Annotated in this window: 20 protein-coding genes; 18 read left to right on the top strand and 2 right to left on the bottom strand. The window is 41.4% G+C overall.

Features of this window, described 5'->3' with window-relative positions; all coding sequences use genetic code 11:
• The first annotated feature begins 74 nt into the window (after positions 1-74).
• Positions 75-3,104, top strand: a complete 3,030-nt coding sequence (locus GQY27_RS07010) for a hypothetical protein (protein WP_160032845.1) — start codon at positions 75-77, stop codon at positions 3,102-3,104.
• Positions 3,105-3,200: 96 nt separating this feature from the next.
• On the opposite strand, the gene GQY27_RS07015 is transcribed toward GQY27_RS07010, so the two are convergent.
• Together GQY27_RS07015 and GQY27_RS07020 are read right to left on the bottom strand one after the other, a co-directional pair.
• A complete protein-coding gene (locus tag GQY27_RS07015; RefSeq protein ID WP_160032846.1) occupies positions 3,201-3,584 on the bottom strand; it encodes a cytochrome c oxidase subunit II in 384 nt (127 codons plus the stop codon).
• 169 nt (positions 3,585-3,753) lie between these two features.
• Positions 3,754-4,104 carry a phage holin family protein gene (locus GQY27_RS07020; RefSeq protein WP_160032847.1) on the bottom strand — a complete coding sequence of 117 codons (351 nt, stop codon included), beginning with the start codon at positions 4,102-4,104 and terminating at the stop codon, positions 3,754-3,756.
• A 155-nt stretch (positions 4,105-4,259) separates the two neighbouring features.
• Here GQY27_RS07020 and GQY27_RS07025 point away from each other — a divergent pair, with 155 nt between their 5' ends.
• From GQY27_RS07025 to GQY27_RS07105, 17 genes are all read left to right on the top strand, one after another.
• Positions 4,260-6,617 carry an endonuclease MutS2 gene (locus GQY27_RS07025; RefSeq protein ID WP_160032848.1) on the top strand — a complete coding sequence of 786 codons (2,358 nt, stop codon included), beginning with the start codon at positions 4,260-4,262 and terminating at the stop codon, positions 6,615-6,617.
• Between the two features lie 141 nt (positions 6,618-6,758).
• Positions 6,759-7,391, top strand: coding sequence for a hypothetical protein (locus GQY27_RS07030; protein ID WP_236570520.1), 633 nt, complete (start codon positions 6,759-6,761; stop codon positions 7,389-7,391).
• A gap of 176 nt (positions 7,392-7,567) precedes the next feature.
• Positions 7,568-8,761 (top strand): MFS transporter, encoded by a 1,194-nt coding sequence (locus GQY27_RS07035; RefSeq protein ID WP_268893021.1) that lies wholly within the window; start codon positions 7,568-7,570, stop codon positions 8,759-8,761.
• 76 nt (positions 8,762-8,837) lie between these two features.
• Positions 8,838-9,074 carry a spore coat protein gene (locus tag GQY27_RS07040; RefSeq protein WP_160032849.1) on the top strand — a complete coding sequence of 79 codons (237 nt, stop codon included), beginning with the start codon at positions 8,838-8,840 and terminating at the stop codon, positions 9,072-9,074.
• A 44-nt stretch (positions 9,075-9,118) separates the two neighbouring features.
• Positions 9,119-9,517, top strand: coding sequence for a spore coat protein (locus tag GQY27_RS07045; protein WP_160032850.1), 399 nt, complete (start codon positions 9,119-9,121; stop codon positions 9,515-9,517).
• A 170-nt stretch (positions 9,518-9,687) separates the two neighbouring features.
• A complete protein-coding gene (locus GQY27_RS07050; protein WP_160032851.1) occupies positions 9,688-10,188 on the top strand; it encodes an Lrp/AsnC family transcriptional regulator in 501 nt (166 codons plus the stop codon).
• A gap of 15 nt (positions 10,189-10,203) precedes the next feature.
• Entirely contained in the window at positions 10,204-11,424 is a 1,221-nt protein-coding gene (locus GQY27_RS07055) for an aminotransferase class I/II-fold pyridoxal phosphate-dependent enzyme (protein ID WP_160032852.1), read from the top strand.
• 231 nt (positions 11,425-11,655) lie between these two features.
• Positions 11,656-11,841, top strand: a complete 186-nt coding sequence (locus tag GQY27_RS07060) for an aspartyl-phosphate phosphatase Spo0E family protein (RefSeq protein ID WP_374705797.1) — start codon at positions 11,656-11,658, stop codon at positions 11,839-11,841.
• A 107-nt stretch (positions 11,842-11,948) separates the two neighbouring features.
• Positions 11,949-12,515, top strand: coding sequence for a hypothetical protein (locus GQY27_RS07065; protein WP_160032854.1), 567 nt, complete (start codon positions 11,949-11,951; stop codon positions 12,513-12,515).
• 49 nt (positions 12,516-12,564) lie between these two features.
• A complete protein-coding gene (locus tag GQY27_RS07070) occupies positions 12,565-13,107 on the top strand; it encodes a bifunctional adenosylcobinamide kinase/adenosylcobinamide-phosphate guanylyltransferase (protein ID WP_160032855.1) in 543 nt (180 codons plus the stop codon).
• 12 nt (positions 13,108-13,119) lie between these two features.
• Positions 13,120-13,689 (top strand): cob(I)yrinic acid a,c-diamide adenosyltransferase, encoded by a 570-nt coding sequence (locus GQY27_RS07075; protein WP_160032856.1) that lies wholly within the window; start codon positions 13,120-13,122, stop codon positions 13,687-13,689.
• Positions 13,686-14,645 carry an RluA family pseudouridine synthase gene (locus GQY27_RS07080; protein WP_160032857.1) on the top strand — a complete coding sequence of 320 codons (960 nt, stop codon included), beginning with the start codon at positions 13,686-13,688 and terminating at the stop codon, positions 14,643-14,645. The genes GQY27_RS07075 and GQY27_RS07080 overlap by 4 nt, the downstream gene beginning before the upstream one ends.
• A 46-nt stretch (positions 14,646-14,691) precedes the next feature.
• Positions 14,692-15,051 carry an arsenate reductase family protein gene (locus GQY27_RS07085; RefSeq protein ID WP_160032858.1) on the top strand — a complete coding sequence of 120 codons (360 nt, stop codon included), beginning with the start codon at positions 14,692-14,694 and terminating at the stop codon, positions 15,049-15,051.
• A 132-nt stretch (positions 15,052-15,183) separates the two neighbouring features.
• A complete protein-coding gene (locus tag GQY27_RS07090) occupies positions 15,184-16,083 on the top strand; it encodes a 5'-3' exonuclease (RefSeq protein ID WP_268893022.1) in 900 nt (299 codons plus the stop codon).
• A gap of 166 nt (positions 16,084-16,249) precedes the next feature.
• Positions 16,250-16,921: an MOSC domain-containing protein gene (locus GQY27_RS07095; RefSeq protein WP_236570521.1), complete on the top strand. Its 672-nt coding sequence runs from the start codon at positions 16,250-16,252 to the stop codon at positions 16,919-16,921.
• 22 nt (positions 16,922-16,943) lie between these two features.
• Positions 16,944-17,825, top strand: a complete 882-nt coding sequence (locus GQY27_RS07100) for an ROK family protein (RefSeq protein ID WP_160032860.1) — start codon at positions 16,944-16,946, stop codon at positions 17,823-17,825.
• Between the two features lie 160 nt (positions 17,826-17,985).
• Positions 17,986-18,990, top strand: coding sequence for an HRDC domain-containing protein (locus GQY27_RS07105; protein ID WP_160032861.1), 1,005 nt, complete (start codon positions 17,986-17,988; stop codon positions 18,988-18,990).
• The last annotated feature ends 23 nt before the right edge of the window (positions 18,991-19,013 follow it).

Here is a 19,013-nt window from a genome sequence, read left to right on the forward strand (position 1 = left end):
CTTACACTTATAACCTAATAAATAGGGTTACATCATCTAAGAATCAACATACAGACTTGAAGGAGGGCACAACTGTGACTACACCTGATCGTACACGCGTTACCGTAGAGATCTACGGAACTACTTATAAATTGGTCGGCAGCAGTGCCGAATATATGAAACAAGTGGCCAGTATGGTCGATGAAAGAATGAACACCATTTCTAAAAATCATGCCAGACTGGATACTCCAAGACTTGCAGTACTCACTGCAGTACATATGGCAGAAGAGTCTCTTCAGGTTCAGCAAGTAAAGAATGAACTGAAGATGGTCACTGGCGAACGCACTCAGCTTGTTACTGAGCTGGATAAACTCAAAACTACTTATGAACAACAAAAAGAAAAATTAGAGCAGTTTGAAACGGTTACGAAAGAGATGGAGAAAGAAAAGCAATCTGCTCAGCAAGCACTGGCTCAGCTTGAGAGTGTTCGTGCCGAAGAACAAAAAGCACTCAAAGCTCAGCTAGAAGAAGCTCTTGCGAAGGTTTCACTTCGGGAGGGAGAATTAAAACAGGCGAAACAAAATAATACGGAACTCTCTACTCGTATGCAGCAGAACGATAAAAAGTGGCAGCAACAATTATCGGACAAACAGAAAGAGCATACGGCAGCGCTTGAGGCTCGGCGTAAGGAAGTGCTGGCTGAAGCAGAGCAAAAGCAGAAGAAACTTCAAGAAGAAGCAGACGCGAAAGTGAAAGAGCTGAATGTACTCCTGAGTCAGCGTTCTGCTGAACTGAATAAAGTGGTTCAAGAACGTAAAACACTTGAAACTAAATTCCAGACCGATCAACAGAACTGGGAAAAACAACTTAAGGCAAACAAAGAACATTGGGAGAAACAGCTCCAAACAGATAAACAAAATTGGGACAAAGAGCTTCAAATTAAACTTAAAAACCTTACGGAGCAACACCAGCGTAAGCAGCAGGAACTTGAGAACAATTGGCAACAATTGAAAAAAGACCTTGAGAAGAAATTGGAACGTAAGGAACAGGAACGTGCGGCTGCAGATCAAGCACTGCAAGATTATAAACAGCAAGCTGCAGAAGAATTACAAACCATGCAGGAACTGGCTGACACCGAAATTCGTGAAGCTCGCACCGCAGCTGACGAACAGATTCGCCTTGCAGAAGCACAGCTGCAAACGAAGCTTGAACAATGGCAAGAACAGCATGCGCTTGATATCGAATCCATCAAAGCAGAGGCTCAGGCAGAAGCAGAGAAGAGTATTAATGAAGTTATGGAAATGCTCACGGAGACCGAAGAAAAGCATGCAAATGTAATTTCATCAATTAAGGCAGATGCGCTAGAGCGTACAGAACAGCTGGAACAGCGTCTTCAACAAGCAAATGATGATCTGGAAGCAGAACGCGAAAGATCGGAAGAACAGCTTCAAGAATTGAAGAAGGAAATGGAAGCTAAAGTGCAAGAGGCTGAGCGCCTTGCGTTGGAAGAAGCAGAGAAAGCCGAGACAGAAGCGTATGAACTGTACAAAACAGAACTGAATAACACGAAACAGCAAATGATGGCTGATCATGATAAGAAAGAGCAGAAACTTCTTCAAGAATTGGCTCAATTGCAGGAGAGTCTCGAAAACGAGCGAAAAGAAGCGAGTTTACAGCTTGAAGAAGCGATGAGGGAACTTTCTGAAGAAGAAGAAGGACGCAAACAATTGGCTGCTGTATTAGAAGAGGAGAAGTCTCGAATCCAGAAACTTGAATCTTTGAATGTTGCTGCGGAAGAGAACATTTCAAAACATACACGCCGAGTACAGGAACTTGAACAACAGATTACGGAAACCAAAGAAAACAGTGTTGCTCTGCAGAGAAAGCTCCATACAGCTGAACAAGATCGTTTGAAAGCACAGGAAAGAATAGAAGAGCTGAAACAAAAAGTACAACAAGCGGCTGAAAGGGAAACAGCGAGTACTGCGCTCATCCGTAAATTGCAGGAGCAACAAGCGACTAGCCAGCAAGAATTGAATAAAATGAAACAAGCGGGGGCCAAAGCGGAAGAGGAACAGCGCCGATTGCAAAAAGTACTCGAACAAGCTCATGCGGCAACCCGTAAATTACAAAGTGAAATTGCAACACTTACGGAAAGTGAAAAAAATTGGAGAACCATTGCGGAACAAAGAAAACAGGAGATTGGTCAGCTGGAGAATGACGTCTTAGAAAGTGCAGAGCAATTGGAGTCTGCAGAAGCGCGTCATCGCGAATTACAGCAGGAGCTGAATAGGGCTCAAGAGGAAGCACAAAAAGCGCAACAGCAGACCGATCATCTTAGAGAACAGTTGTCTGTTCTTGACGGTAAGTATGCTGAACTAAATGGTAAATTTGAATCTTCTGTAGAAGAGGCTCAGCAGTATCTTCAAATGTCAGAGCAATACGAACAAGAGCTGCAGCGGCTTCGTAAAGATCTAAATATTCGTGAAGCTGAACTGAAAGATACCAAAGCAGAAGTGAATAATACGCAGTCTCTACTCAATAAAGCCGAAGAAGAAGCGATTGAATGGCAATTAAGATGTGAAGAGCTTACAGAAGCTGAGTCCAAGCTTCAGCAGGAACGTAAACAGTTGGAAGAGGAGCAGAAACAGCTTCGCAGTCAACTTAGAGATTGGGCTGAGAAAGAACAGGATTGGACAAGTCAGCAGGAGCGAATGGATCAAGAGAATAAGGAGCTTCAGCGTGAATATCAGTATCTCATGAACCAACAAGCTGATTGGGAAGCAAATCGCAAGCATCTAGAGGAAGAAGTGAAGAGCTGGCAGAAACAGATTGCAGCTGGTAATGATAGATTGCTTGAATTATCCTATGAGAAAAATGAAGCGATCTCTCGTTCTTCTTCGCTCGAAAGCGATAAAAAAGCACTTGAAACCGAAATCCAGGAAATTATGGAGCGTTATGAAATAACGGCACACCAGTTGAGGCTCCTTGAAGTTGAACGTGAAATGCATCAAGATAAATCAGAAGATTTGGCGAATGAATACCGTAAATTGCAAGAAGAGTATGCTAAACTCCAAACGGAGTATAATGAATGGATTGAACTGATTGAGCAGGATCAAAACTAATGTAGCTTTCATTCATTAGAAGAAGCATTGTAAAAATGATTGTAAAAAGACCCTCGTGCCAGGCTAGTTAGCCTGGCACGAGGGTCTTTTGTGTTGCTATTCTTCTACAATGATTTTAGATACCATTGTCGAGTGACCTTTTCCGCAGAAAATGGAGCAGGCAACTTCAAATTCGCCAGTCTCTTTCGGAGTAATCACCGTAGCACTTTGTTTAGTGTCGAGCTGCACGCCGAGTCCTGGTACAATAATTCCATGGTTCCCTTCTACGTTTTCAAAAACAATACGAACGGGAACTCCTTTTTTAATACGATATTCAGGTTGATCGAATTCGTAATTTGTTGCTTTAATAGTAATTTCTTCACTTGCTGCCACATCTGATTCCGTAATTCCGCTGTCTGAACCTGATTTCGAGTCTTGGCCGCATGCAGCAAGTACGAATAGTAACATTGCACTTAGAAGTAGTACGATTGCTTTTTTCAAGAGTGAAAACCTCCCATAAAAATATTTTGGTACATACTTCTTTATGATACCGTAGATCTTTTAGGGGTGTACATTCCAATTACGTCATATTTTTGAATTATATGAATAATAAAAACAGCAAAAAAGATCTCCTTCATATAGAAGAAGACCTTTTTGCTATTATGTTCAATTATTTATGTTTTTTTGCAGCATCGAATGGAGTTGGGACAAAAATATCAATGATCCCAATCACAAGGGCTGCTAGAAGAGCACCGAGAATACTTGCTGATACATTACTTACAATATATTGAGATAACCAGATGACAAGCGCACTAACAAGGAATCCCACGATCCCCCGACCAAATGGAGATACTCTCTCGCCGAAAATACTTTCGACCACCCATCCGAGTAGTGCAATTACCAGTGCTAACAGAAGTGCACTGCCGAAACCATGTACAGAGAAACCAGGAACGATCCAACTTACCAGCAACAATACAATTGCTGCCACAATAAAACGAACAATTGCCCCTAAAATTGACATATCATATATCCTCCTTAAATTTGATGTATTCTTGGGTATGCATAACCTATTATGTAGCAAATCAACACAAATTATGTGTAGATTTGATTTCTCAAATGGCGCAAGTCCTGCTCATTCGTTATAATGAAATATAGAGCCTGAGAGGAGTTGTCACATTGGATTCGAAAATTTTGCATACGTTAGAATATCGTAAAATTTTAAATACAATATCTCTATACACACAAACCGAGATAGGTAAACATAAAGCAGAAAATTTAATGCCTGTATCTGATCTTGAAGAAGTGAAATCTTTGCTTACAGGAACAGACCAAGCTGTGGCTGTAGATCGTTTAAAAGGGATTCCTTCTTTTACGGGAGTGACCGATATTACATCGGCTGTGAAAAGAGCTCGAATCGGAGGAACACTCAGCCCTCATGAGTTGCTTGCTGTCCATAATACAGTTCATACGGCACGTAGGATAAAACGAATTCTTCACAGCATGGAAGATGAGATTGAAATCAGCAAGTTGTCATTTTTAAGCGAACAGCTTTCAGAACAAAAACCGCTGGAAGATGCCATTAAATCTTGTATCAATGAAACAGCAGAGGTGCTGGATTCTGCGAGTTCCGCATTATCACAAATCCGAAGAGAACTTCGGTCAGGTGAATCGCGGATTAGAGAAAAGCTAGACTCCATGATTCGTTCATCTACGGTTTCTAAAATGTTACAAGACCAGCTGATAACGATTCGCGGGGATCGGTTCGTTATCCCTGTAAAAGCGGAGTATCGGGCCCACTTCGGTGGTATTGTTCATGATCAATCAGGATCGGGGGCTACTCTGTTTATAGAACCGGAATCTATCGTTGCCATGAACAACAAGCTGAGAGAAACACGTTTAGCAGAAGAACGCGAAATTGAAGTTATTTTGCAGAAATTGACTGCTCTTGTAGGCGAGCAATCCGAGTGGTTGATTGAGGATGTCGAATTGTTGGGAACCCTTGATTTCATTTTTGCGAAAGGTCGGGTTGCTCGTGAAATGAAAGCGACACTGCCAATCATGAATGATCGCGGGTTTATGAAGATCAAAAAAGGGCGTCATCCTTTAATCCCACTGGATAAAGTGGTACCGACGGATCTTGAACTTGGAAATTCATATAGTTCGATCATTGTGACAGGACCGAATACAGGGGGTAAGACGGTTACCCTTAAAACGGTTGGTCTCCTCAGTCTTATGGCGATGTCAGGATTATTTGTGCCTGCTGAAGACGGAAGTCAGCTTTGTGTTTTTGATGCGATCTATGCTGATATTGGCGACGAGCAAAGTATTGAACAAAGTCTCAGTACGTTTTCAAGCCATATGACGAATATTATTCGCATTCTATCCCAGATGACACCGAAAAGTTTGGTTCTTTTGGATGAACTGGGCGCAGGGACAGATCCTGCTGAAGGTTCTGCGCTTGCAATCTCTATTCTTGAGCATATTCACTCTACAGGTTGTCGTATGATTGCAACAACTCATTATAGTGAATTAAAAGCATATGCATACGAACGAAAAGGAATTATTAATGCGAGCATGGAGTTTGATGTCGCGTCATTAAGTCCGACGTACCGCTTATTGATTGGTGTACCTGGGCGTAGTAATGCCTTTGCTATTGCTGAACGTTTAGGTCTGCAATCTGACATACTCGACTATGCACGCGGTGAAGTGAAAGAGGAAGATCAGCGTGTTGAGAATATGATCGCATCCCTTGAAGATAACCGGCTGAAAGCCGAGCAGGAACATGATAAAGCTCAGCAAATTCGTGCAGAACTTGAGCAGCTTCGAAGTCAGCATGAACATGAAATCAAAAAACTGGAAGAACAACGTGAAAAATGGTTAACGAAGGCCGAGCAAGAAGCTCGTGATATCGTAGCCAAAGCACGTCAAGAATCGGAAAAGATCATTCATGACCTTAGAAAAATGGCACTTGAAGAAGGTGCTTCTGTCAAAGAGCATAAGTTGATTGCTGCACGTAAAGGGCTGGAAGAAGCAGAGCCGGCAGAACGCAAGAAACAAGTGAAAAAAGCAGCGGGGACCAAAAAAATTGGCCTTGGTGATGAAGTGAAGGTCAGCAGTTTGAATCAAAAAGGCCATGTGGTTGAATTGTCTGACAAAGAGGCACTTGTCCAAATAGGAATTATGAAGATGAAAATAGCTGTCTCCGATCTGGAACTAATCGAAACATCGCAAAAAGCATCAACTCAGGTTCAGCGCCATGTTACTGCGGTGAAACGGACTCGTGATGATAATGTGCGTTCTGAACTTGATTTGCGAGGAGCGAATCTTGAAGAAGCACTGATTGAAGCAGATCGTTTTATTGACGAAGCATTTTTATCTAACTTAGGACAAGTGTACTTAATTCACGGAAAAGGAACAGGAGTACTCCGTACAGGAATTCAGGATTATTTAAGAAAACACAAAAATGTCAAAAGTTATCGTCTTGGAAATTATGGAGAAGGCGGTTCCGGCGTGACCGTTGTTGAACTGAAATAAGAAGGTTCTATAAGTACAGGAGGATCTCATGAAAAATTTAACCCGGATTTTGTTTGCTGCTGCCATCATTTTTTTTGCAGCAGGAATCGTGTATATGATGAACGGGTAATGGGCTAAGATGAAATGGGAGAGTATGAAAGGATGAATGAAATGGAAACAACAGTATGTCCATGGTGTCAAACAGAAATCGTATGGGATGAGGAACTAGGTCCAGAAGAAGAGTGCCCTTATTGCAATAATCCTCTATCAGCCATTCCAGACCAAGAAGAACCTGATACCACTGCAGATGCGTTACAAACTGGTAACCAAAAAGAAGATCTTCCTAAAGTGAATCTTGAAGGGTATCGTACGGTGAACGTGACGCTCACAGAGGAAGAGGAAATTTTGAAAGAAAAAGCGGCTGCGAAAGTAACCGAAGAAGATTATGATCAGCTTTGGGAGGACGAAACAGATACACTTCTTCCTACTGCCAGAGTACTTGATCAATATGAAGATTCGGGGGTTGATTTGGCTAAATATTCTGATGCTGTGCAGTCAATTCTCGATTTACAAGAGGAAGCACCTGAATGTCCAAACTGCCGAGAATTTTTGCTTCATACCGGTGTACAGACGGTAACAAGAGACAGCTTTACAAAAGTTCAATCCGTTATGCCTCCGCTTGAAGCACCATTTGGTTTGAATATTTATGTTTGTCCTTCCTGTTTTCATACGACACAAAGTCTAGCATCCGAGGATAGACTGCGTATGGTGAAACGCTTAAGTCAAAGTAAATAAAAACATGTAATACACGGGAATACATGCCGCTTCAAGGTGTGTGTTCCTTTTTTTGTTTCCAATTTTACGAAATTGATAATTAGGGACAAGTTTTCTGTGAAGAGAGGACATATTAGTTTTGTTACTTATGGTAGTCCTGCTTCCTAAAGGAAGCAGAGCGTAAGGAGGGAAACGAAGTGAAAAAAGCGATGCTTGACGGGCAATCCAAGCTGCTTCTGTTTGTGAATGGTCTATTTGTTCTTGCGAGTGCCTTATCGGGCACCTTTATTAATGTGTTTCTATGGAAAAGCCGGCAGGATTTCACCATGATTGGCTGGTTTACCATCAGTCAGCAGATAGCGCTTGTCCTTACTTTTTGGCTGGCTGGAAAATGGGTGAAAGAACATAACAAAATGAATGTCATCAGGGTCGGCATTTTATTATCTGCTGTATTCTATCTTCTTGTACTCTGGCTTGATCAGCAGGCCGTATCGTATATTTGGCCATTAGGGTTATTACTCGGAACTTCGCTTGGTTTGTTCTGGATCTCATTTAATGTGGTTTATTTTGAAGTGACGAGTCGAGATAACCGTGACTTATTTAATGGATGGGTTGGGCTTATCGGTTCACTTGTTGGGATTGTGGGTCCCTGGGCATCGGGTCTTGTCATTTCGCTATCGAAGGCAAATCAAGGATACAGAATCATATTTATAATTTCGATGGTTGTTTATGGAGTGGGCATTATTGTCAGTTTCTTTTTGAAAAAAAGAAAGACAGAAGGGACTTACTACTGGATAGAACCTTTTCGCCAGCTAAAAAATACACCGAGTCCGTGGCGTCATGCAGCTCCTGCTCTTGCTTTTCAAGGAATTAGAGAAGGCGTGTTTTCATTTTTAGTAAACCTCTTGGTATATATCGCTACAACTCAAGAAGTAAAATTAGGACAATTCTATCTGTACACATCTTTAGTGGCACTTGTCAGTTATCATTTTGTTGGAAAATGGTATAAACCAGCTCACAGGTACTATGGATCATTGGTGGGGGCTTTGCTGCTTTCTTTGCTTACACTGCCTTTATTATGGGCTGTTAATTACAGCACCTTACTCATCGTTGGTATTGGATCAGCATTATTTATGCCGTTTTATATTTTGCCGATGATCTCTTCTGTATTTGATCTCATGGGCACAAGTGATGAAATGGTGTCAAAAAGAGTCGAACTTGTCGTATTACGTGAAATTTGTCTAAGCGCAGGAAGGATTGCAGGAATTCTAATCTTTATCCTAGTCCTATCTATCCATGATTCAAGCAAAACAATGACATGGCTTATGGTAATTCTCGGGTTCTCTCCGGTTCTTAGTTGGCTGTTTCTTCGTAAGCTCGTTCGTATCTAGCGGTACATAAAGGTCTTGAATACGGGCAAGCTATCAAACGAGAATGAAGAGTCATACCTAAAAGGAGGTAAGAATTATGCAAAATGGATCAATGCAGCCGATCACCGGTAAGGAACTCGAGTACATTGCGGATTGTTTATCGAATGAAGATTTATTGACTAAACAGTGTGCAGCGACCGCATCGAGTACTCAAAATCCAGCACTGAAGCAAGTTTTAAGTCAGCATATTCAAATGCATAAACAGCATGCGGATCAGCTTATTGGCGTTCTGCAGCAACATCAGCCGCTCGCACCCACACAACCATCTAATTAGCAGATATCTAAAGTATTTAAATATTGAGAAGGAGGCAGAATAAGATGAATTCATCTTCCACTGGTTCATTTATGCCTGATGCAGATTTAGCGTATACCATCTTAGCCGATTTAAAAAGAACGGTAAGAGAATACAGTACGGCAACTACCGAATCCAACTGTCCTACTGTTCGCCAAATGTTTACGGATTTAACGAACAGTACTTTGAAATTACAGGGCGAACTTTATACCGTTATGCAACAAAATAACTTTTATCCAGCTCCAGGTAAAGCTCTCCAATCAGATATTAATAAACAAATACAGACAGCAAATCAAACAAAACAAGAATGTGAACAGTTCGTACAACAAAAAAATATCAATACAGTACCCGGCTCACCAATGGGTCAGTCTTATGGGTCACCATTAAATACAAGTGAATATTCCTCCAATCCATACGTAAGGTAGGAACTATGTTTATAGGAAAACAGCACCTCGCTAACAATGAGGTGTTGTTTTTTTATTTGCAGTAATATTCATTTCATGTCATATTATATTTAATCTGCTTAACGAAAAGGCACTGCATGGCCCGTAACACGGACCCGCTTACTGAAGATGTACTCTCTGGAGGGAAATGCATGATAGAACTTAATGATTTGAAATTAAAAGTACTTAATTTGTTAAAAGAAGACGCGAGAAGAACCCCGGCACTCCTTGCTACTTTACTTGGGACTTCAGAAGAAGAAATCAAGAAAGCGGTATCGGAACTTGAGAAAGACAATGTAATCGTGAAGTATGCGACCGTTGTGAACTGGGAAAAAGTCGATGATGAGAAAGTAACCGCCTTAATTGAAGTTCAAATTAGTCCTGAACGCGGTCGTGGTTTTGAAGGAATTGCAGAACGCATTTATTTGTATCCACAAGTAAAATCAGTGTACCTCATGTCAGGAGCGTATGACCTCCTAGTTGAGATTGAAGGACGCAATTTACGTGAAGTCGCTAATTTTGTATCGGAAAGACTTTCTACGATTGATTCTGTATTGTCGACCAAGACAAACTTTATTCTTAAAAAATATAAACAAGACGGCATCATTTTTGAGCCACATCAAGAAGATAAACGGCTCCCTATTTCGCCATAAAAGGAAGTATGAGAGATGATAGTTAACCAAGATAAAAAAGATAATAAATCCGCTTCAAAATCAATGAGTTCGTATCTAAATCCAGGGGCTCAGCAAATACCGCCGTCAGGGATTCGCAAGTTTTTTGACCTCGTTGGTCCTAACAAAGGGATTATTTCTCTTGGCGTAGGAGAGCCTGATTTTATTACACCATGGCATATGCGTGAAGCTTCTGTATACTCGCTTGAACGCGGGTTTACGAGTTATACGTCAAACGCCGGTATGATTGAACTTCGAGAAGCGATCAGTGACTACCTTGAGCGGGGATTTCATACTCCATACGATCCTGAAGATGAAATTCTCGTTACGGTAGGTGGAAGTGAAGCGATTGACCTGGCATTACGTGCACTGATCGTGGCGGGGGATGAAATTTTAGTTCCTGAGCCTTGTTATGTAGCCTATTCGCCTATTATTTCGCTTGGCGGCGGCGTTCCCGTAGGTATAGAAACGGTAGCAGAACATAATTTTAAGCTGACTCCAGAAGCACTTGAAGCAAAAATCACGCCAAAATCCAAAGTATTAATTCTCTGTTATCCAAGCAATCCCACAGGGGCAACCATGACTTACGAAGATTGGCTGCCAATTGCTGAGATCGTAGAAAAGCATGATCTTATCGTCATTTCAGATGAAATCTATGCGGAACTTACTTATAATCAAAAGCATGTAAGTTTTCCATCGATCCCTGGGATGAGAGACAGAACCATCCTGGTAAGCGGGTTCTCTAAAGCTTTTGCAATGACAGGTTGGAGAATTGGTTACATGTGCGGAAATTCGGATCTGATTTCAGCAATGCTTAAAATTCACCAATATACAGTAATGTGTGCTCCGTCTATGGGGCAAGTTGCTGCTCTGGAAGCTTTGCGTAATGGGATAGAGGAAAAGGATCGAATGGTCGAGTCCTACAATCAGCGGCGTCGATTAATTGTTCAAGGATTTCGGGACATTGGACTTGATTGCCATGAACCTCAAGGTGCATTCTATGCATTTCCAAGTATACGCAAAACGGGTCTTACTTCAGAGGAGTTTGCCCACAGGTTATTGACGGAAGGTAAAGTTGCAACGGTTCCAGGCGGCGTTTTTGGTTCGGGTGGAGAAGGCTATTTACGATGTTCCTATGCAACTTCTTTAGCTCAATTAAACGAAGCTTTAGAAAGAATCGGAAATTTTGTTTATAAACTCGAACAAGTGGGTAAATAAAAATAGCATCCGATTTTTTCCTTTGCAGCTGGTATAAAAAACCAAAATATAAACAATTCAACAATTTCCGTAAATTGTAACAATTGGTACTTGGGTTTATTCATTTTTATGCTATAATCTGTAAGGATATAGATTTCTAGGGAGGGATTTACCTTGTTTTGTGCCGATTATGATTTGCCGACATACCGAGGTCAATATGCTGTGGATAGCGATAGCAGCACCTCTTGGCTTATAAACTCGGAGAAAGCATCATCACGCAATCTTTCCTTGGAAGATGAAATCCATATCCTGCGCAGCAAGATGGAAAGAATCTTTTTAGAAGAGAAGTCTTTTACTTCAGACATAGTGATCGAAATCAGCAGTCTGCTTGATTTAAAGATCAATGAATATATGAAGACCTATCCTAAGAAAGCATAAAAGCGTGAGCTCATTTTACAGGAGAAGACCCTTTTGAGGGTCTTCTTTTTTTGTGAAGCAGTATTGTGATATGATGTGAAATAAGGGAAAAAGGAGGAATCATTAAAGTGGCTAACAGAAGCAGATGGGCTGTAGTTGCATTATTATTCATGGTAATACTTACTGCATGCGGCAAAGAGGAAGATACGGCGTTCCAGATTTTTATGACAGATGATCAAGGCAGTATTGGCAACATTGAAGAGGAACTTCAATCTAAGTTACAAGAAAAGTTTGGGGACAGAATAAAAATAGAAGTCATTTCGAGTCCGATCTATAATCAACAAAAACTTCTGCTTGAGTACGTTGGAAAAGCGAATGATCTGATGATTATGCCCGAAAATGATATGAAAGCATATGGTAGTCAAGGATCACACATTGAACTTGAAGATACATTTAACCCAGAAACCTATAGTCGTGGTTTTTTTAAGGGCGGTACATATGAGATTGACGAAAATGGAGATATGTCTAAAGATATGGTCACGGGTGATCATTTGTTTGGAATTCCACTTGATGAGATGAAGATATTCCAAGAGTTGAATTATCCAGCAAAAAATCTGTTCGCAACCATCCCGGTTTCTACATCTGATATCGCATTAGCAAAAGAAGTTCTTAAGTTTATGACGGAATTAAATTAATTTATAATGAACGGACAAAGTGATAGACCAGTGGGAGGGGGGCCGAGGGATGCTCATTATGGTAACAGGGGGAGTAAGCAGCGGTAAAACTCAGTTTGCACTATCCTATGCCTCAACACTTGCACGGGAAGGCATTTATATTACAGATGAATATGCAAAACCTTTGCCTGAGAAAATGAGAGCCCCATCCAAACTGCGCAGAGTACATATCTCTTCTCACCAGACACTTCCAGATACACTTGATCACATCAACAGGGAATCTAACTTGTTCCGTGCGGATCGTCGAATTGTTATTATTGATAGTTTGACCAGCTGGATGATGAGTGAATGGAGAAACTGTTGGAATAGTGCGGATCAAGCTCGTATTATAGCAAGGTTGGAGAAACTAAAGGAAGTTATTTTGTCTTATCAGGGTTTACTTCTGATTATTACTAACGAAATGCAGGGGAGTTTTCATCCTTCAGAGGAGGAAAAACAATTCATTTCTTCAATGGCTGAGATGAATCGTATAATTGCAGTCAGAAGCGACCAGGTGTTTCAGCTCACATCGGGCATTGCAAGCGAGATCAGCAGGAACAAAATTAGATATTAAGTGGAGGATATAATGAAGATCTATACTAAATCAGGTGATAAAGGACAGACTTCGGTAATTGGAGCAAGAGTACCAAAAGACGATGACCGGGTCGAGGCTTATGGCACGATTGATGAACTGAATAGTTTTGTCGGTCAGGCCATCAGTACCATAACGAACGAAGAGAAATATGGGGACTTGAAAGAAGAACTGGAGATCATTCAGCAGGAATTATTTGATTGCGGATCAGATCTTGCTTTTGTCAAACTGGAAGAAGGGAATTATAAAGTGTCTGGTGATATGGCAGAACGTTTAGAACAGTGGATCGATCTTCATCAAGCGGAAAATCCACAAATCGAACGTTTCATTATTCCGGGAGGATGTGCCTTATCTTCTGCACTTCATGTGTGCCGTACCGTAAGCCGGAGAGCAGAACGCCGAGTCGTAACGCTTGGGTCTCACACTGAAATTAATCCTAGCGTCAGGTTGTATATGAATCGTCTGTCTGATTACTTTTTTGTAATCGCCCGTACGGCAAATGTTCGTTCTGAAGTTCCCGATGTAGAATATCTTCGCAGCAAAAAGGTGTTTCGAAGCAAATGATGTCTTACTATGATCCAATTGTATATGTTGTTCTTCCAGAAGATGAAGGGATGCTTCTAAAAACGATTTTGCAAAACAGATTAGGAGTTTCCCGCAAATTAATGTCCAGAGTGAAAATGACCGAATATGGAATTCAATTAAATGGTCAGCGTGTCTATATCAGTGAGAAAGTAAAGGGCGGAGATCGAATCGAACTTCGAATGGAGAAAGAGACTTCGGAAGATATTTTACCGGAACCGATTCCCTTTGACATCCTATATGAGGATGCACATCTGCTCGTTGTAAATAAACCTGCTGGTCTCATTGTACATCCAACGAGTGGTCACTATACGGGCACACTTGCCAATGGAGTGGTACATTACTGGCAGGAAAAAGGTGAACAGGTGCGTTTTAGACCTGTCCATAGGCTGGATCAAGACACATCAGGAGTTCTGTGTATAGCAAAGAACCCATACGTGCATCAACATATCTCCGAGCAAATGATACAAGGAACGGTAGATAAGTATTATACAGCGATTGTGCATGGATATCCTGAACCTGCAGACGGAATTATTGATGGACCTATTGACCGAGATCCACTAGAGCCGCATCGCCGGATCGTTACACCGGATGGTTATCCAGCTCGCACATTGTATCATATCGTGGAACGTTATCCACATGGAAGCATGGTACAAATAAAGCTTGAGAGTGGACGAACCCACCAAATCAGGGTGCATATGAGTTCGATTGGTTGTCCGCTAATAGGAGATACCTTTTATAGTGCTGATCAGCTGATACATGTGGAATTTAACCGTGAACAGGCACGGCTAACGGATACATGGATAAATAGACAGGCTTTACATGCCAGCAAGCTTTCTTTAACACACCCGCTTTCGGGGGAAAGAGTGACATTTACCGCGGATTTACCAGCAGATATGGCACAGTTAAAAGCACAACTTGAACAATCGCAAGGTTAACAAAGATAATAACAATAGAGCTATCGATGTAGGAGGACCGTAGTATATGAGTAAACTCACCGTATATCAATATGCGAAATGCGGCACTTGCCGTAAAGCAGTAAAATGGCTGGAGGCAGCTGGACATGAGCTAACGCAAATTCCAATTTTTGAAGAGCCGCCTACAGTAGAGAAATTAGCATCCCTTGTTGAAAACAGCGGACTGGAGCTGAAAAAATTTTTCAATACAAGTGGAGAAGTTTATAAGGAAATGAATCTTAAGGATCAGCTAAAAGGAATGAGCAGAGAAGAACAGTTACAACTGTTGGCCTCTAATGGCAGACTGATTAAACGTCCGATTGTGACGGACGGAACCAAGGTAACCGTTGGTTTCAAAGAAGAACAATTTCAAGAAACTTGGGGTTGACCTGATCATCCCTTTTTAGAAGCGTGACTTTGGTATGCTTTCCAGTGTTTTATCCCCAAACCTAGTGCAGCCTGTGCTATAATACAGGTAGTATAAATATAGGTATGGAATAGAACAGGAGCGTTATCATAAGTGAGTAATGAAACAAAAGAACAACAATCGGTACTGATCGTTGACGGTATGGCCGTCTTATTTCGTGCGTATTTTGCTACAGCTGCTGGCGGGTATATTCGTCGTACGAAAGACGGGCTGGCCACAAATGCAGTTTATGGCTTTATTCGGTATTTTTGGGATGCAGTTCAGACATTTAACCCGACACATGTGGTGTGTTGCTGGGATTTAGGTGGAGGAACTTTCCGAGGCGAGCATTATGCGGCATATAAGGGGAATCGTCCGGAAGCGCCAGAAGATTTAATTCCTCAGTTTACAATGATTCAAGAAGTAATGGAAAGTCTCGGTATTCCAAACATTAGTGCTCCAGGTTATGAAGCTGACGATTGTATTGGAACGTTAAGTCGTCTATATAGCGAAGATCTTGGTATGAATGTGATGATTCTATCTGGAGATCACGATCTTCTTCAGCTTGTGAACGATCGTACTAGTGTGATTATAATGAAAAAAGGGCATGGTAATTATAAAGTATATACTCCTGATTCCCTATATGAGGAGAAGGGGCTGCGTCCTCGTCAAATCATTGATATGAAGGGTCTTATGGGGGATGCAAGTGATAATTACCCAGGCGTTCGAGGAATAGGCGAAAAAACAGCGATGAAGCTTGTTCAAGAGTATGAATCAATTGAAGGGATTCTTGAACATCTGGATGAACTTAGTCCTGCTATACGCAAGAAGATTGAGAATGACATGGAGATGTTACATCTATCTCGCAAATTGGCTGAGATTCATTTGGAAGTTCCCGTTGCTTGTTCTCTTGAAAGTTGTGTTCTAAGTTTAGACCATCATCAGGTTATCGCGAAATTTGAAGAACTTGAAATGAAAAGCTTGTGCTCACTGATCGGGGTTGCGATTAGTTAACGATAGAATGAGAGATACGGAAGATTCTTTTCCGTGTCTTTTTTTTTGTGTATTTAGGCATTGACCTAAAACCGATTTCGGGGGATGATTAGATAAAGCCGGATACTATCCTTTTATAAAGCGATGATAAACTTCTTGGTATCTAGAAAAAATGGAGGCGTTACCATTGAATGATATAAAGTCAGTTTCATATCGGATCGTATCTCTGAATGTGGGAACCAAGAAACGGATGAAAAGCGGCAGGCAAGAATTTTATTCAGCCATCGATAAACATCCTGTTTCAGATCGTATATATTTATCAAAAACAGGGTTTGCTCGTGATGAACAGGCCGATCTGATACACCATGGAGGCGTTGATAAGGCCGTATGTGTATTTGACTATCTTGCCTATCCTTCGTATGAAGCTTTTTTGGGACAAAACTTACAGCCAGGGGCATTTGGTGAGAATATTACGGTATCCGGCTGCAGTGAGCAGGACACATATATCGGTGATATATGGAAGCTTGGAGAAGCAACAGTACAAGTGAGTCAGCCGCGCGAACCTTGTTTTAAACTAGGTGTGAAACACAACAATAAGGAGCTTCCTTTGAAGTTCCAAACCACTGGAATTACAGGTTACTATTTTCGAGTGCTTGAAGAAGGATATGTATCTGCTGAAAGTGAACTTGTTCTGTACTCACGTGCAGTAAGCAGTGTAAGTGTAATGGAGGCAAACTACATTATGCATCAGAATAAAGATGATTTTCAATCGGTACATAAGCTGCTCTCTGTGGATTCTCTATCAGCGAGCTGGAAATCTACACTGACAAAAAGATTGGAAAAGCAACAACTCAACTAGAATCATACGAAAGGGTGTTAATGTGCGAGTATTAGGTGCTATTGAAGCTGGTGGAACAAAATTTGTATGCGGGATCGGTAATGAAGAGGGTGAAATTTTTGAAAGAGTTAGTTTTCCGACCACGACTCCTGAAGAAACGATGGCCCAAGTTATTGCTTATTTTGAAGACAAGAAATTCGATGCACTTGGTGTAGGCTCCTTTGGACCAATCGATCCCATTAAGAATAGTCCTACCTATGGACATATTACAACAACACCTAAACCGTTTTGGGGCGGTTATGACATGATTGGCAAGCTAAAAGAACATTTTGATGTACCTATGAATTTTGATACAGATGTAAATGGAGCTGCGCTTGGTGAGTATACTTGGGGCGCTGCAAAGGGATTAGACAGCTGTATTTACATCACTGTCGGTACTGGAATCGGAGCAGGAGCCGTTGTTGGAGGACAACTGGTTCATGGTCTATCACATCCAGAAATGGGACATATCAGTGTAAGACGCCATCCGAATGATACCTTTGAAGGCTTCTGTCCATTTCATGCTGATTGTCTTGAAGGGATGGCAGCCGGGCCTGCGATCCTTAAACGCTGGGGAAAAGCTGGCGCGGAACTGGCGGCCGATCATCCTGCTTGGGAGATGGAAGCTTATTATTTGGCTCAAGCTTTGGTCAATTATGCACTTATTCTTTCACCACAAAAAATTATTATGGGCGGCGGTGTAATGAAGCAGGAGCAATTGTTCCCTGAGATTAGACGCCAATTGAAGAAACTCTTAGGGGGATATGTACAACACCCGAGTATTACCGAACACATCGATCAGTATGTTGTGTATCCGGAACTCGGAGACAATGCGGGTATTTGCGGTTCACTCGCTCTTGCCAAGCTGGCATTAGAAGAACAATAAAATTTAGTTTGAAATTATTTACATTTATGATATAGTGTTTGGTAACAGAACAGCGCGGAGTTACATGAGGAAGCACCTCTCTCACATGAATATGTGAGAGAGGTGCTTTTTTGCGTGTTACTTTTGTACTGCCTGATTTTGAGAGGAGGCTGGGAAGAGAATGAACATTGTATTTATGAATCAATTATCTGTAACTTCAGAGCAGAGCGAAGCAAAGTATGCACAATTATGGATAGGGGAAGAAGAAGACTTGTGGCAGCTTGGCTGGAGCAGTATGAATACAGGGGAAGAACAGGTCGATATTTGGTATGAGGGCGGTTCTTGGAATGAGTTGATGCATATCTATCGTTTTCAACTGGCAATCAAGATGAGTGAGGGCTACAGGCCGCTTATTGAGGGCATATTTCATGAAACCGAAGAAGTGAAACAGCGAAATCAGCATACGCAGAAACTACAATGTTATAGCGAATTATACAGTCGTGAAGAGTTATATCAAGCTTTATGTATATGGCGGAGAAAGAAAGCATCAACGGAGCGCAAAGCGCCTTATTTTATCGCGAGTAATCGATTGCTTCGGATGATTAGCACCTTTGTGCCTCATACCTTGGAAGAATTGCGGGAATTACCTGGTGTAGGTGAGAATAAGTTGGCTGAATATGGCGAGGAATTGCTGGAAATTACCACGAAAGAAACGAGAGAACATAGTTTCCCGCTCAATTGGGTAGTTACAGAGCTTACAGAAGAAGAATATGAGTCATGGAATTATAGGCAGAAAGAGCAAAAGTATAAACAGGAGTTGGAAAAATTCAATCTAAAGAAATCAGTTCTAACAGGGATAGCAGAGGGTAAGTCTCTTGAAGATCTCAGCACACTTACAGGTGTGAACCGTAGAGAACTAGTTGATTTTCTGGAGGAACTTGAAAAGAGTGGTTATGACACAGAGATGCTAATCGCAAAAGAACTAACATGGATGACAGATGATGAGCAAGAGTTGATCTGGAATGCTTATGATGAGCTGGGAACAAGCTTTTTAAAACCTGTATTACACCGAGTGTATGGTGAAGATCCTGCAGGAGCGGGACCACTTGATCAATTGTATGAGCGGCTGCGCATGGTTCGTATTCGTTACCGGAGACAGACCGAGACAAGCAAACAGGTTGGATAAAAGGAGGAAGGTCACAATACATA

The sequence above is a fragment of the Paenibacillus sp. An7 genome, from assembly GCF_009870785.1.
GTDB lineage: Bacteria > Bacillota > Bacilli > Paenibacillales > Paenibacillaceae > Paenibacillus.